The organism is Croceibacterium salegens (assembly GCF_009827435.1).
GTDB classification, from domain to species: Bacteria; Pseudomonadota; Alphaproteobacteria; order Sphingomonadales; family Sphingomonadaceae; genus Croceibacterium_B; species Croceibacterium_B salegens.
The window spans coordinates 48623-63341 of sequence record NZ_WTYM01000036.1 but is presented as its reverse complement, the minus strand read 5'-3'; the positions used below and the strand labels follow the sequence as shown (position 1 = coordinate 63341).

The 14719-nt window shown below is 64.2% G+C and carries 11 protein-coding genes; 4 read left to right on the top strand and 7 right to left on the bottom strand.

The genetic code is table 11. The features are described 5' to 3' along the window. Positions 1-784 precede the first annotated feature (784 nt). A complete protein-coding gene (locus tag GRI89_RS08390) occupies positions 785-1210 on the top strand; it encodes a nuclear transport factor 2 family protein (protein ID WP_159794089.1) in 426 nt (141 codons plus the stop codon). A gap of 9 nt (positions 1211-1219) precedes the next feature. On the opposite strand, the gene GRI89_RS08385 is transcribed toward GRI89_RS08390, so the two are convergent. Further along, entirely contained in the window at positions 1220-2785 is a 1566-nt protein-coding gene (locus tag GRI89_RS08385) for a winged helix-turn-helix domain-containing tetratricopeptide repeat protein (RefSeq protein ID WP_159794087.1), read from the bottom strand. A 117-nt stretch (positions 2786-2902) separates the two neighbouring features. On the opposite strand from GRI89_RS08385, the gene GRI89_RS08380 reads away from it, so the two are divergent. Further along, complete coding sequence (locus GRI89_RS08380) at positions 2903-3133, top strand: tautomerase family protein (RefSeq protein WP_159794085.1); 231 nt, start codon at positions 2903-2905, stop codon at positions 3131-3133. A gap of 81 nt (positions 3134-3214) precedes the next feature. On the opposite strand, the gene GRI89_RS08375 is transcribed toward GRI89_RS08380, so the two are convergent. Then, complete coding sequence (locus tag GRI89_RS08375) at positions 3215-4621, bottom strand: NAD(P)H-dependent flavin oxidoreductase (RefSeq protein ID WP_159794083.1); 1407 nt, start codon at positions 4619-4621, stop codon at positions 3215-3217. A 20-nt stretch (positions 4622-4641) separates the two neighbouring features. Beyond that, entirely contained in the window at positions 4642-5391 is a 750-nt protein-coding gene (locus tag GRI89_RS08370) for a class I SAM-dependent methyltransferase (protein ID WP_159794081.1), read from the bottom strand. Between the two features lie 93 nt (positions 5392-5484). Between GRI89_RS08370 and GRI89_RS08365 the strand changes: the two genes are divergently transcribed. Then, entirely contained in the window at positions 5485-6132 is a 648-nt protein-coding gene (locus GRI89_RS08365; protein ID WP_159794079.1) for a hypothetical protein, read from the top strand. A 3-nt stretch (positions 6133-6135) separates the two neighbouring features. Here GRI89_RS08365 and prfB read toward each other — a convergent pair whose 3' ends face one another. The 4 genes from prfB to GRI89_RS08345 form a co-directional block, all read right to left on the bottom strand. Further along, positions 6136-7263 (bottom strand): peptide chain release factor 2, encoded by a 1128-nt coding sequence (prfB, locus tag GRI89_RS08360; RefSeq protein WP_159794077.1) that lies wholly within the window; start codon positions 7261-7263, stop codon positions 6136-6138. A gap of 98 nt (positions 7264-7361) precedes the next feature. Beyond that, on the bottom strand, positions 7362-7898 hold the full coding sequence (locus GRI89_RS08355) for a peroxiredoxin (RefSeq protein WP_159794075.1): 537 nt from the start codon (positions 7896-7898) through the stop codon (positions 7362-7364). 60 nt (positions 7899-7958) lie between these two features. Then, positions 7959-10475: a penicillin-binding protein 1A gene (locus tag GRI89_RS08350; RefSeq protein ID WP_159794073.1), complete on the bottom strand. Its 2517-nt coding sequence runs from the start codon at positions 10473-10475 to the stop codon at positions 7959-7961. A 63-nt stretch (positions 10476-10538) separates the two neighbouring features. Further along, complete coding sequence (locus GRI89_RS08345; protein WP_328598161.1) at positions 10539-11441, bottom strand: N-acetylmuramoyl-L-alanine amidase family protein; 903 nt, start codon at positions 11439-11441, stop codon at positions 10539-10541. A 524-nt stretch (positions 11442-11965) separates the two neighbouring features. On the opposite strand from GRI89_RS08345, the gene GRI89_RS08340 reads away from it, so the two are divergent. Continuing rightward, on the top strand, positions 11966-14644 hold the full coding sequence (locus tag GRI89_RS08340) for an Rne/Rng family ribonuclease (RefSeq protein WP_159794071.1): 2679 nt from the start codon (positions 11966-11968) through the stop codon (positions 14642-14644). Positions 14645-14719: the final 75 nt, after the last annotated feature.

Below are 14719 nucleotides of genomic sequence, written 5' to 3'. Positions count from 1 at the left end.
GCAAATGACCTCAGGTAAGGCTGGAGCAGCGAAAAGGCGGCGCGCCGCATATCCGACCGCCGCAATCCCCGCGCCGACTAGCACGACGACCAGCCATGGCACCTGCTCCCACCATTGTGGCTCGGACGGTGGAGGTGGAGGTGGAGATGAAGGTGGCGGCGGTAGTGGTGGCGGCCACTGGATTTCCGGAGTTGACGTTGGTGTTGCCGTCGGTGTGGGCGAAAGGTCAGCCTCTGGTGTTTCGAATTCGGTTGTCCCCGTCTCGGTGGCAGTCGGGACCGAGACGGGGACAACAACCTGTGGACGAGGCCCCATCGATCGCCAAAGTCCGATGAACATCGGCCCCGTCACGCGCGTTCCGGCAGGCACGGTCTGGGCCGTAATCATGTCTTCGGGGAGCGTGCCGTATTCCTCCTCGGTAGGAAAATCGACAGTCAGCCCACATTCCCGCGCCCACCTTTCCGCTTGCGGCGGCATGCATCCCCTGAAATCCGGCAGAGGATTGCAAGAGATCGAAACGACCTCTCGCGAACACTGCGGAACTGATGCCTGCGCCCAAACAATGCCAGGAATTGCTCCGGTGCAAGCCAGTAGTACCCAGAAGACTGGAACAAGTTTGCGCAACCTGCCCCCCGTTCTTGAATGGTCAGGGAGAGCATAGACCGCTGAATAGCCTATGTCACGAGCACCACCAGCGCGGCCGTCGGCAACGGTGGCAAGATTCGCAAAGGCACGAAAGCGCTCGGCTTGTGTCGCGCCAAACATTCGCTAGGCCGCTGTAGTCATGGATAGCTTTGCCACAAAGATCGAAACGCTCGAACACCAGTGGATGCGCGCCTGGATCCAGCGCGACCGCAAGGCGATGAAGGCGCTCGCTTCGCGCGATTTCATCTTCCTGATGGGCGGCACGCGCGCGGCGATCCTCGACCGGCCGAGCTGGCTCGACGGAATCGACCGCTTCCGCTGTGAATCCTACCGGTTCGGTGAAGTCTATGTCCGCCGCCACGGCGCCACCGCCGTCTTTGCCTGCCAGTTGACGATTGAAGCGAAGATCGGCCGCCACGAACTGTCGGGCCAGGTCTGGGTCACCGACCTGTGGCAACGCGGCAAGGTGCGGCGCGGCTGGAAGCTAATCGAACGTGTCCTTTCGCGCCCTGACGCCGACGAAACGATTCCCGCCGAGATTCGCGAACTGCAGCTGTGGCGCTAGACCTCTCGTCTACAGCCCGAGATCGGCCAGCGTCCGTTCGATGAGTTCGCGCCCCTCGCCTTGTGCGAAGGGGAAGGACTTGAGGAAGTCGGCGGCGCTGACCCCGGTGTCGCGGCTGTGGGCCCTTGCCACCCAAGCTTCGGCCTCCGAGCGCCGCCCTGCCAGCGCTGTACCGATCGCAGCGATGACGTCGATATGCTTGTGCGCTCCGGGGGTCAGCGCAGCCTGTATTCCCAGTTCCGCGGCCTTCTCGTAGTCGCCGCGCAATGTGTAGACGAAGGAGCGGCTGCCGATCATCGCGTAGCGCAACGGATCGAGCGGGCTCAGGGCGATGGCGTGCCTGAGATCGTCGTCGGCAGTGTCGGTATCCCCCGCCAGCGTCGAAGCCAGCCCGTGCACGTAGACGCCCTGGGCAAAGTTCGGACAGAGTTCGACCGCGTGCGAGAGCGACGACCGGCTGCGGTCGAGATCGCCCTCGAGCCAGAAGCTGCGCCCCATGTTGAAATGGGAGAACGGATCGAGTCGATCGTTGTCGATCGCCTGCTGGGCGAAGTCGCGGGCCTGCGAAACAAGCGCATCACGATCGGCGTCGAAGCGCATGAACGCACGCTGGAAGCTGGTAAACGACAGCCCGCCATAAGCGCGGGCAAAGTGCGGGTCGGTTTCCAGGGCGCGCCGGAAATAGTCCGCCGCAAGGTCGGTATCGGCGCGGTTGAACCGGAACATATGGTCGAGGCCGAGATGATATGCCGACCACGAACCGAGCGAATTCGCCTGCTGGGCACGGGCAAGCTGCGCCTCGTTCTGGGCGATGCGAATCTCCACGTGCATGACCACCTGGCGGAGGATTTCGCTGCGCAATTGCTGTAGCTCGTCTGCGCCGCTGCGATAGGCCTCGGCCCAGAGTACGCTGCCACTTACGGTGTCGCTCAACTCGAGCCGGATGACGATCTCGTTTCCGGCTTTCTCGACCGATCCTCCAAGCAGGTAGCGCACCCCGAGGGCATCGCCGACCTCGCGATCTCGGAAACGGAAGCTCGAGCCGCGGGCGATCACGAACAGCGAGCGAAGCCGCGATAGGTCCATGATCAGCTCGTCGGGCATGGCGTCGGCAATGAAGTCGTAGGGCCCGGGCTCGCCGATGCGCCGCAGCGGCAGGACGGCGATCGACGGCCGCTGCGAACCCGCCGCTTCAACGCCCTGCCCTGCTCCCGATGCGAACTGAGCAGGTTCTGCTTCGGCTCGCGAAACGAATTCGAGATCGCCAATGAAGCGGAAGCCCCGGCCGTGGATGGTCTTGATAAGGCGCTGCGCGGCGCCATCGTCGCCGATCGCCTTGCGCGCCGACTTAATCCGCGCGGAAATCGCCGCTTCGGATACGATTCGCCCGTCCCAGACCTTTTCGACGATCTCGTCCTTGTCGACCAGCCGGTCGGAATTGGCGCACAGCAACAGCAGAAGCGAAAGAACCTGCGGTTCGCACGGCACCGGCTCACCGTTATGACAAAGCTCGAAGCGCGCTTCGTCGAGCGCGAAATCGCCGAATTTGTAGGTGACAGCCGCCGGATTCCCCATTTTTCGGTAAATCTCCAAGAAATCTTCAGGCGGTCTTCAAGCATGCCCGCGGCATCGAACCTAGAAGCCGGGTTATCGGGTCACACCGGCCCGAATGCAAATCCGAGGAGAAAGAATATGCCGCTCGTTACCATCGACGTCATCAAGGACGTTTTCACCGCCGAAGAAAAGGCCGAACTGATCCAGGGCGTTACCGACGCCATGCTCGCCGTCGAAGGCGAAGGCATGCGCCAGGTCACCTGGGTGCGGATCATGGAGGTCGAACAGGGCGACTGGGCCATCGGCGGTCACCGCCTCGGCGCCGGCGATGTTCAGCAGCTCAAGAACAAGCAGCCCGAGCCTGCCTGACCCCCGCGCACCCCCCGCGCAAAGAATAGAGGCCGCAGCGCACCAGCGCCGCGGCCTCTTGCTTGTCCGGTACCTGAAAGCTCAGTCGCCGGTCAGGATGCGATCGACCAGCTGCTTCACGGTTGGCGTGAAGTTGTTCGAATAGAACGGGTCCTGCTTGAATCGGAACGCGGCGTGGCCGGCGAACATCAGGTTCTCTTCCACCGGGGCGCCGTGGGCGATGTCCTGCAGGGTCTTCTGAATGCAGAAGCTGCGCGGATCGGCGAGGCGCCCGGTGGTGAAATCGTCGTGGTCCTTCCACGAAGAGAAGCCGCAATGGCTCAGGCATCCCATGCAGGCGGCCTGGTCTTCGCGGATGACGGCGCGTTCTTCGGGGCTGACGAAGACGACGGTGTCATCGGGCGTCTTGAGCGCCTCGGTGTGGCCTTCGCCTACCCAGTCGCGAGCGCGCTGGAGGTCCTTCGGCGCGACCCAGAAGTTTTTGCCCTTTACCCCGACATCGAGCTGCACGGTGTGCTCCCCGGCTTCGACCTTGGAGTAGGGAATCTGCCGGTGGCTGCGCGCTTCGAGGTTGCGGAGGAACGGGTTGCGCACCGCCGAGCTGTAGAAGCCGGTCGGGCTGAAGCGGTGCAGCAGGACGTCACCTTCCTCGAGGTAACGGAGTGCTTCCTTCCAGCCGGTCGGGATCGGGCTTTCCTCGGTCAGCAGCGGACGAGTGCCGAACTGGAAGGCGATCTGCCCGAGTTCGGGGTTGTCGATCCAGTGGTCCCATTCGCGCAGGAACCAGACGCCGCCTGCCATGATGATCGGGACGTTTTCCGCAACGCCTTCGCTCCGCATCGTCTCGCGCAGCGCCTTTACGCGGGGATACGGATCCTCGGGCTTTTCCGGATCTTCGGCGTTCGACAGGCCGTTGTGCCCCCCGGCCAGCCAAGGGTCTTCGTAGACCACCGCTGCCATCAGCTCGCTGACCTTGTGATAGCTGCGCTTCCACAGCGCGCGGAAGGCGCGGGCCGAGCTGATGATCGGCAGGTAGTTGACGTTGAAGCGCGCGGCGATCTCGGCCAGCTTGTAGGGCATGCCCGCACCGCAGGTGACGCCGGTGATCAGGCCCTTGCAGTTCTCCAGCACCCCCTCCAGGACCTGCTGTGCCCCGCCCATTTCCCACAGCACATTGATGTTGATCGCGCCCTTGCCGCTGGCGATCTCGTAGGCCCGGCGGACCTGCTCGGTGGCGCCGTCGATGGCATAGCGGACGAGCTGTTCGTGCCGCTCCTTGCGGGTCAGCTGGTCGTAGATCTGCGGGATGATCTTGCCTTCGGCGTCGTAGCTGTCGGCATTGACCGCGCTGACCGTGCCGATTCCGCCCGCGGCCGCCCATGCGCCCGAACTCATGTGATTGGTCGCCGAAACGCCCTTGCCGCCTTCGATCAGCGGCCAGACCTCTCGGCCGCCATAGGAAATCGGTTGCAGCCCCTTGAATGCCATTTTGGTCCCTTGTCCTCGCCCTAGCTCTCTAGACCGTCGGCGGATGTTCCGCCGGGCTGGCTACAGGGCTCGATATCATGCGGATCGGGCCTTTCACCCACCGCTTCAAAGCGTGCGAAATAGCCCGCTATCTCCGGCTTACGAACAAATTCGGCGAGTCGGAAGCCCACGCGTTCGAATTCGCAGAACAGCAGCTTGGGCGGAATGCCGTGTCGGTCGGTCGGCCGGTCGACGTCGACAACGATCACTTGCCCACCTTCGCGCAGCGCGGGGCGCAGTCGCCACAGGAACGCGTAGGGTTCGCTGACTTCGTGGTACATGTGTACCATGAATATGCGGTCGAAGCTGCCCCGCGGCAGCCTAGGGTCGTCTTCGGTGCCGCGCTTGATCGACACGTTGTCGAGCCGCTCGGCCTCGACGCGGTTGCCGAGCCGGGCCAGCGCGTCGCCGTCGATGTCCTCGGCCAGAACGCGTCCGCTCTTGCCGACCCGTTCGGCGAGCCGGACCGTATAGTAGCCTTCGCCCGCGCCGATATCCGCGACGGTCATGCCGCTGCGGATTTCCGCCAAGTCCATCACGGTCTGCGCCTCGCGCCGGTCGTCGCGCGACTGCTCGTTGGAGAACGCATTGCCGCTGACCGCCGAAACCGGGCGATAAGCGCGCGGAAAATCCCGCGCGGTCGGCGGGCGCGTGGTATCCTCCGCCTGTTGGCAGGCTGACAACGCAAGACACGCCGCGGCAAGGCCGCACCGGATGAGAAAACGATGCATTAGCGCGCCCCCTTAGCTACGCCGGTTCTGCAAGGCAAAGCTTGCGTGACATAACATGGGGGTTAGTCTCGCGGCTGCAATTTGGGGGTGATCATGGGACGGACGCTGCTTGTACTCGCGCTGGGCCTGGCACTGACTGGCTGCTGGATATCGGAGAAGCCGCTGTTCGGTCCGGGCGACTACGCCCATCTCGATATCGCCGGCAGCTACAATAGCGAAAACAAGGACGGCGATGTCGAGGGGCATGTCGACCTCACTGTACGCCCCGACGGGCTGGTCGAGGGCGTTGCGATCAAGAAGGGTGAGAGCGGCTCCGAGACCTCGATCATGGGTTTCGTCCCCATCAAGGGCGGCTCGGGCGAATACTTCATCCTCGTCGACCGCTCCAAGGAGGATTCCGACGGCGAGCTCTACCTTCTCGGCCACGTCGGCACGGACGGCGACATCGAAATGTACTGGCCCCAGTGCGCCGGTACACCGGATATCGACGGGATGGTGCGCGAGAAACCGGATTTCGGAATCCCGATCGGCCCGAAGAACGACGCCTCCCTGTCGAGCTGTACTTTCACGACCAAAGAAGCTCTGCAAAAGGCTGCTCTGGCGGCGGAAAAGTTCATTTCCGTGCCACACATCGTCGATCTCCAGCCGCTTGGCATCCTGCGCAAGGAGGATGGCTCGAGTGACAACGGGGAGAGCTGGGATGCCGAACCGGGCGACGATTCGGAATCTGCCGACGAGTAGACCCTACTCGACGTCCTCGACCTCGACCGTTTCGCCGGTTACCTTCTGCGCCAGCGCTGCGGCGATGAACTCGTCAATCTCTCCATCGAGCACGTCGTCGGGCGTCGGGCTGGTCACGCCAGTGCGCAGATCCTTGACCATCTGGTAGGGCTGCAGGACGTAGCTGCGGATCTGGTGGCCCCAGCCGATGTCGGTCTTTTCCTGGTACTCGCCTGCCGCCACGGCCTCGCGCTCGGCCATCTCGCGCTCGTAGAGCCGGGCCTTGAGCATGTTCATTGCCGTGGCGCGGTTCTTGTGCTGGCTGCGGTCGTGCTGGCTGGCAACGACGATACCGGTGGGGATGTGGGTGATGCGCACCGCCGAGTCGGTGGTGTTGATGTGCTGGCCGCCGGCGCCGCTGGCGCGATAGGTGTCGACCCTGAGGTCTGCCGGATTGACCTCGATGTCGATGTCGTCGTCGATCACGGGATAAACCCAGACCGAACTGAAGCTGGTGTGGCGCCGGGCGCTCGAATCGTAGGGGCTGATACGGACAAGGCGGTGCACACCACTCTCGGTCTTGGCGTAGCCGTAAGCGTTGTCGCCCTTGAGCAGCAGCGTGGCGCTTTTGATACCGGCCTGTTCGCCGGCCTGGTATTCGACCGTCTCGACCTTGAAGCCGCGCCGTTCGGCCCAGCGGGCGTACATGCGCAACAGCATCTCGGCCCAGTCCTGGCTTTCGGTGCCCCCAGCCCCGGCGTGGATTTCGAGATAGGTGTCGTTACCGTCGACCTCGCCGCCGAGCAGCGCCTGGACCTTGTCGGCATCGGCGCGGTCGGCGAGACCGGCTAGCGAAGCAAGCCCCTCGGCGACCACAGCGTCGTCACTCTCAGCTTCGCCCAGTTCGACGAACTCGACAGCGTCGGCCATCTCGCCGGTAATCTCGTTGACCGTGCCGATCGCGCTTTCGAGCCGGCGTCGCTCGCGCATGACTTCCTCGGCCTGCTTGGGATCGTTCCACAGCGTCGGATCCTCGACCCGGGCGTTGAGCTCGTCGAGGCGACGCACCGCACGCTCCCAGTCGAGCGACTTGCGCACGAGCGCCAGTGCCGCCTCGATACGGTCGATATGGGCCTGCCCTTCGGCACGCATGAGAAAATCCTTCGGTCAAAAAAAAGAGCGGCCCGCCTAGCGGAAGGCGGGCTGCGGGGGAAGTAGGGGAGGCAATTCCTCCCCTCGCCTATGCGTAATCAGCCCTTCTTGAGGGCGCGAACTGCCGCGAGGCTTTCGGTGATGTGATCGTTCGGCTTGAGGTCCGAATAGCTCAGCACGATCTTGCCGTCCTGTGCGATCACGAAGGTCGTGCGGTTGGTCCAGCCGTTGGCGTTGTTGGGCAACGCCACGTCGTAAGCCTTGACCATCGCCGGGGTGGTGGCCGCGACGGGGAACTTGCCCGCGCAGTGCTTGCCCGAGAAATCGGCAAGCTGGTCGGTGTTGCCCGCGGTCATGCCGACCACGGTCGCGCCCGCCTTCTCGAAATCGGGGATCGCCTCGGCAAAGGCGGCCGCCTCGATGTTGCAGCCCGGCGTGAAGGCGGCGGGGAAGAAGTAAAGCACGACCGGCCCCTTCTTCAGCTCCTTGTTCAGGTCAAAGGTGATCGGCTTGCCCGCCATCGCGCCCTTGGCGACGATTTCGGGCGCCTTGGCGCCTTCCTTGAGCGCAGCGTAGGAAGGCGATGCGACAAGCGCGATCGCGGCGAGTGCGGTGAGCGGGGCGAGCTTGTTCATGCTGCGCATTTTGCCTCGTCGCATTGACATTGTCCAATGCAAACAGCGACGGCTTCGGCGCTAGTAGATTCCGCCCTGCTCGGCGGCGAAGTTTTCCTGCGCCTCTCCGTTCGTCGAAGCATTCCGCGAAGGCCCGGCCTCGATGCGGCGCAGTTCGGCGAGGATCGTGTCACGCATCGCGTCGATCTCGTCCTGGCGCTGGGTGCGGCGCGGTTCGGAATCGGGTTTGAATGCTTCCCAGATTACCGAAGAGAGCGGGTCGCTGGTCGGCTCGCCGTCGAACACGCGGGTGCCGGTGCGCCGGTCGATTCGGACCATGCGGATACCGCGAGGTGCAAGGAACGGGCGTCCGTTCCAGCGCTCGCGCGTCGTCTCGACGAACTGCTTGAAGATCGGCGCGGCAGTGTTGCCGCCCTGGACCCAGCCGCCGAGATTGCGGGGCTGGTCGAAACCGACGTACATCCCGGCGATCATGTCGGGACCACCGCCGACAAACCAGGCGTTGGTCGGGCCGCTGGTGGTACCGGTCTTGCCGGCCAGCGGCATGCCCAGAGCGCGCAGCCGTACAGCGGTGCCGCGCTGCACGACGCCTTCCATCATGTGCAGCACCTGGAATGCGGTGCGCGGATCGAGCACCTGCTTTCCGGCGTCGCCAAGGCGCGGCATCGGCTTGCCGTCCCACTCGGGCATATTGCAGCCATTGCAGGCGCGATTGTCGGAGCGCCAAATGACCTTGCCACGGCGATCCTGCACGTAGTCGATCAGCGTGCCCTTGTGCTGCAGTCCGTGGTTGAACAGCGCCGAATAGGCGTTGACCATACGCATCACCGTGGTGTCCCCGGCGCCGAGCGCAAATGACGGGTAGTTCTGGTAGTCGCCGATTCCGACGCGGCTGAACGTCTTGGTGACGTTGTCCATGCCCGCATCCATCGCGATGTGCACGGTCATCAGGTTGCGCGACTGTTCGAGGCCCCAGCGCATGGTGTGCTCGCCGCCGCCGCCGCCGCCGAAGTTACGGAAGCACTTCTCACCGAGGTTGGCGCCCTGATAATAACAATAGGTCGCGTCGGGGACCATCGTCGCCGGAGTCATGCCCTGATCGAGCCCGGTAGCGTAGACAAACGGCTTGATGGTCGAACCCGGCTGGCGCAGCGCCTGCGTCGCCCGGTTGAAGTCCGACAGGCGGCTGTCGAACCCGCCCTGCATGGCGACCACACGGCCGGTGTGAGGGTCCATAGCCACGAACCCGCCTGAAACTTCGGGCACGGTCCTGACGGCCCATACATTTCCATTCGGAGCGGCGGCGATTACGTCGCCAACCCGAAGTGCGTCGGGCAGTCCGGTCAGAGGACCTTCCTCCCCGCTGGCGAAGCCGATGCGCGCGCTCGGGCCACTGCGCTCGGTGACGACGCCGATGCGCCAATCCTTGTAGTTTATGCCGAGATAGCTGCTGGCGAGTTGCTTCTTGAGGTCGCCATTCTTCGGATCGATCGTCGCAACCGGACCGTGCCAGGCCTTGCCCGCCGAATAGCGCAGCAGGCCGTCCCGCAAGGCGTCGCGCGCTGCGATCTGCATCTTCGGGTCGAGCGAGGTGCGGATCCACAGGCCCCCGGCATAGACGCTGTGCGGCCCGTCCTCAGCCTGCTCGCCGTACTTGTCGATCAGTTGCCGACGCACTTCCTCGAGGAAATAGCCGGCATCGACCGAACGCGGATCGGGTCGTTGGGTCTTCAGGCCGAGCGGCGCTGCCTTGGCCTCGTTTGCCTGGGCCTGGGTGATGTGGCCGTTGTCGACCATCTCGTCGATCACCCAGTTGCGGCGCTCGATGGCGAGATCCTGGTACTTGCTGCGGCCATAACGCTCCGGCGCCTTGGGCAGGATCGCCATGAAAGCCATTTCCGGCAGGGTGAGTTCGTCGACGTCCTTGTCGAAATAGGCGCGGCTAGCCGCCTGCACGCCGAAGCTGCGGCGGCCGAGCGGGATTTCGTTGAGATAGAGGGTAATGATTTCCTGCTTGGTCAGCACACCTTCAATGCGCCGCGCGAGGATCATCTCCTTGAGCTTGCGGGTGACCGAGTATTCGTCACCGACCAGGATATTCTTGGCTACCTGCTGGGTGATGGTCGAACCGCCGACCGCGCGTTCGCCCGAACCGATCTTGCTAACGTAATCGATCACCGCGCCGACGAAGCCACCGAAGTCGATGCCGCCGTGGGTCCAGAAGGTCTTGTCCTCGGCCGAAGTGTAAGCGTTGATCAGCTGGGTCGGGAAATCCTGGAATTCGAGCTGGACGCGCCGTTCGCGGGCATAGGAATGGACGATCTCGCCGTCATCGCCACGCACCACGCTGGGTAGCGGTGGTTCATAGTCGACCAGCTTGCCCGCGTCGGGCAGCCCGGCAGCGAGCACGGTCCAGCCGATGATCCATATCGCGAGGCCCAGCCCGAGCGCGCCCGAGATCCACTTGAACCACCACTTCGCGTGCCACTGCTGCTTGAACCACGTGACCACCCCGCTCGCGTCGCGGCGGATGCGGTAGTGGAAGTATTCCCTCGCGGACTGGTCGGTCTCGGCCATATCGAGCCGCCCCTAGCACGCGGATTCTGAATGAGGGAAGTTCGTTTGCGGCAGGCCGAGCTGCTATGCACCGGACTCGCGAGCAAAATAGATGCGGATCGCCTGCGACATGACTTTCGCGAAGCGTTCGCGACCTTCAGGAGAGGACAGGCGTTCCGCGTCTTTCTTGTTGGTCACGAAACCGCTTTCGTAGAGCACCGACGGCACGTCGGGCGCGCGCAGCACGACGAGTGAAGCGGAGCGTCGCGGCTGCGGGTGGAATTGCAGTACGCCATCCCCCTCTCGCACGATCAGCCCGGCGAACATGGCAGAAGCCCCAGATGTGCGCCGTTGCGCCAGGTCGACGAGGATCGAGTTGACCGCGTCGCTGCGCCCCGTGAGCGCAACGCCGTTGATCGTGTCGGCGCTGTTCTCCCGCGCGGCAAAACGCTCCGCCGCTTCACTCGATGCTTTGTCGGAAAGGGTATAGACGCTGGCCCCGGTAACCTGGTCCTTCTCGCCGGCGGAATCGGCATGGATCGAGAGGAACAGGTCGGCACCGAGCTGGCGGGCAATTTCGGCGCGTTCGTCGAGAACGAGGAAGGTATCGTCCGAGCGGGTCAGGGCCACGCGGATGCCGCCTTCCCTGACGAGTTCGTCGCGAAGCGCCTTGGCAAGGCCCAGTGCAAGGGTCTTCTCCTTGAAACCTTCACCGACGGCGCCGGGATCGTGCCCGCCGTGACCGGCGTCGATAACGACCAGCGGGCGGCTGGCGTCCTGAGGCCCCTCGATCTTCGGAAGGCCGACGTGCGCGCCCGGCTCTGGCAGCGGGATGCGGATCACGTAGTCGCGCCCCAGGACCGGCACCGGGATCGCCAGCCCCAGCAGGTTCAGTCCCCCGACGAGCGCCACAGGCAAAAGGAAGACGAACGCAATTTGCAGGCGATGCCACATCCCAAGCGCTTCGATATCGGGCGCATCGCGCAATGAACAAGTAAAAATTGCAAAGCGCTGGGGATAGCTGCCAAATCAATGGGCCAGATCGGCCGCCTGTGAGCCTGCCGGAGACGAAGCTGGACTGGCGCTATCATCCGATTGCCAATCGCGAAAGCGCCGCGAGTGCAGCGCAATATAGTTGCCCTGCACCGGACCCGGTGCTAGCTAGCGCCAGCCCGATAGAGTTCTTGCGGGCAGCCCGGCAGGCCCAGTTTCGGCTCCCGGTAATCACTCCAAGGTTGATGCCATAGTGACAAGATTGTGCCCTCCTACTCCGTTGCAGCCCTCGGCTGGCAGCGCAGTGGCCGGTACATGCGCGCAGATCGAAACCCTGCGCCTTATCGCCATGACAGACACGTCAAGCCGCGCCGGCGCGATCCATCGCACCAGCGCCTATTTATCCTCCGGCCGCGCTCGCGGGTGCGCCGGTACATTCACAGAGATGCGTGGCCACGCGATTGCCCGGGTAGCAACCCGGCGCAAGGCAAGGGCGTGGCGCGCATGGAGACAATTCAATGGCAACGCGCATGCTTATCGATGCGCGCCACCAGGAAGAAACCCGGGTGGCGGTGCTCAAGGGCAACCGGATTGAGGAATTCGATTTTGAATCTGCCGATCACAAGCAGATCAAGGGGAATATTTATCTAGCCAAGGTCACGCGGGTCGAACCGTCGCTCCAGGCGGCGTTCGTCGATTTCGGCGGCAACCGGCATGGCTTCCTCGCCTTCAACGAAATCCATCCCGACTACTACCAGATCCCCAAGCAGGATCGCGAGGCGCTGATCGCCGAAGAACAGGCGCACGCTGAGGAAGAGGCTGCGCTGCGCGCCTCCGAAGACTTCGACGACGAAGACGACGATGAAGCGCTCGATCGCGACGACGAAGACCATGACGACGATGGCGTCGAGGAAATCGACACCAACGAAAAGGATCACGTCTCGACCATCGAGGACGGCCAGGTCGAAAACGGCGATGACGGTGACGAGGATTCGTCCGATGAGGACGAAGACGACGCAGAGAGCGCGGAAGGCGATGAGGACGACTCCGGCCGTTCGCGCGGCCGCGGACGCGGGCGTGGTCGCCGGCAGGGCCGCGGCGATGGCCGCAGCCGGGCCAAGGAAATGGACGAGTTGCGCGCCAAGCGCCTCGCGCTGCGCCGCCGCTACAAGATCCAGGACGTCATCCAGCGCCGCCAGGTGCTGCTCGTCCAGGTCGTGAAGGAAGAGCGTGGCAACAAAGGCGCCGCGCTGACTACCTACCTCAGCCTTGCCGGCCGCTATTGCGTGCTGATGCCCAATTCGAGCCACGGCGGCGGCATTTCGCGCAAGATTTCAAGCGCTGCGGACCGCAAGCGGCTGAAGTCGATCGTCGGCGAGCTCAGGCTGCCCAAGGCGATGGGCATGATCGTCCGCACCGCGGGCCTCCAGCGCACCAAGACCGAGATCAAGCGCGACTTCGACTATCTCGCCCGGCTGTGGGACGAAATCCGCGAGAGCACGCTGAAGTCGACGGCCCCGGCGCTGATCCATTCCGACAGCGACCTGATCAAGCGCGCGATCCGCGACATCTACAATCGCGACATCGAGGAAGTCGTGGTCGAGGGCGAGGAAGGCTATCGCTCGGCCAAGGAATTCATGAAGCTGCTGATGCCCAGCCATGCGCGGCGCGTGAAGGCCTATTCCGACCCCGTGCCGCTGTTCCAGCGCTACGGCGCGGAAGACCAGCTCTCGGCGATGTACGACCCGGTCGTGCAACTCAAGTCGGGCGGCTATCTGGTGATCAACCCGACCGAGGCGCTGGTCTCGATCGACATCAACTCGGGCCGTTCGACCAAGGAGCACGGCATCGAGGCGACCGCGCTCAACACCAACCTCGAAGCGGCGCGCGAAATTGCCCGCCAGTTGCGCCTGCGCGACATGGCCGGCCTCGTCGTGATCGACTTCATCGACATGGAATACGGATCGAACGTCCGTAAGGTCGAGAAGGCGATGAAGGACGCGCTCAAGAACGACCGCGCGCGCATCCAGGTTGGCCGCATTTCCGGCTTCGGGCTGATGGAAATGAGCCGCCAGCGCCTGCGCACCGGCGTGCTCGAGGCAACCACCCGTTCGTGCCCGCACTGCGACGGTACGGGCCTCGTCCGCACTGCTTCGTCGGCCGGCCTCAGCGCGCTGCGCCTGATCGAAGACGAAGCAGCCAAGGGCCGCGGCTCTTTGATCACACTCTATGCTTCGACCGAGGCCGCGATATACATGCTCAATGCCAAGCGCGCCGATCTCGCCGAGATCGAGGACCGCTACGGCGTGGCCGTGGAAGTCGTGCCCGAGGGCGAGGACGAAGGCGCCAAGATGCGCGTTACCAGCGCCGGACCACGCCCGACCGCAGCACCCAAATTCGAAGCGATCATTGACGAAGACGACGGCGACGAGCCCGAAGTCGAAGAGTTCGACGACGAAGAGGATGTCGAGGAAGAACGCGACAGTGAGCGGCCGCAGAAGCGCCGCCGCCGCCGCCGTGGCGGACGTGGCCGCAATCGCCAGCAGGACGACGAGGCCCGCGGCGACGAAGAAGGCGGTGAAGAGCCTGCCGACGAGCGTCCCACTGGCGACGACGATTCCGGCGAGGAACGACCCAAGAAGCGTCGCCGCCGCCGTGGCGGTCGGGGCCGCAACCGCCGCCGCGAGGAGGGCACCGGCGAGGAGAACGGCGAAGTTGTCGACGACACCTCCGGCGAAGGCGAACAGGTCGAGGCTTCCGAGCCGGTCGAAACCTCCGAGCCGGTGGCCGAAGAGGCTGCTGTCGAGGAAAAACCGAAGCGTCGCTCGCGCCGCAAGAAGCCGGCCGAAAGCGAGGCCGATGCAGCTGAGCCCGCGGCGGAAGCCGTAGCCGAGCCGCCGGAAGACGTTGCTGCGGACGCGCCCAAGCCCAAGCGTACGCGCAGGAAGAAGGCGGAAGTCGAAGCCGAAGCTGCTGTCGAACCGGAAGCCGAGCCTGTGGCTGAGGAAGCACCGAAGCCCAAGCGCGCGCGCAAGAAAAAGGTCGAACCCAAGGCCGAAGCTGAAACCGCTCAGGTCGACGAAGAGCATTCACCGGCGCCCGAAGCCGCCAATGACGCCAATGGCGGCGCCGAGGAGGGGCTCGAAGACGACGGCACGCCGCGCCGCGGCTGGTGGCAGCGAACTTTCGGCGAATGAAATCTTGACGGGCCCGCTCCGTTTCGGTGCGGGCCCGTCACAGTAGTGCAACCGGGTCTGCTCATCAGGGGGAAG

Excerpts from the sequence above, each read along its gene's own strand:
- GRI89_RS08350 (WP_159794073.1), bottom strand. The coding sequence starts at position 10,475 with ATGGCCGAGACCGACCAGTCCGCGAGGGAATACTTCCACTACCGCATC.
- GRI89_RS08355 (WP_159794075.1), bottom strand. The coding sequence starts at position 7,898 with ATGAACAAGCTCGCCCCGCTCACCGCACTCGCCGCGATCGCGCTTGTC.
- GRI89_RS08385 (WP_159794087.1), bottom strand. The coding sequence starts at position 2,785 with ATGGGGAATCCGGCGGCTGTCACCTACAAATTCGGCGATTTCGCGCTC.
- GRI89_RS08375 (WP_159794083.1), bottom strand. The coding sequence starts at position 4,621 with ATGGCATTCAAGGGGCTGCAACCGATTTCCTATGGCGGCCGAGAGGTC.
- GRI89_RS08340 (WP_159794071.1), top strand. The coding sequence starts at position 11,966 with ATGGCAACGCGCATGCTTATCGATGCGCGCCACCAGGAAGAAACCCGG.
- GRI89_RS08365 (WP_159794079.1), top strand. The coding sequence starts at position 5,485 with ATGGGACGGACGCTGCTTGTACTCGCGCTGGGCCTGGCACTGACTGGC.
- prfB (WP_159794077.1), bottom strand. The coding sequence starts at position 7,263 with ATGCGTGCCGAAGGGCAGGCCCATATCGACCGTATCGAGGCGGCACTG.
- GRI89_RS08390 (WP_159794089.1), top strand. The coding sequence starts at position 785 with ATGGATAGCTTTGCCACAAAGATCGAAACGCTCGAACACCAGTGGATG.
- GRI89_RS08380 (WP_159794085.1), top strand. The coding sequence starts at position 2,903 with ATGCCGCTCGTTACCATCGACGTCATCAAGGACGTTTTCACCGCCGAA.
- GRI89_RS08370 (WP_159794081.1), bottom strand. The coding sequence starts at position 5,391 with ATGCATCGTTTTCTCATCCGGTGCGGCCTTGCCGCGGCGTGTCTTGCG.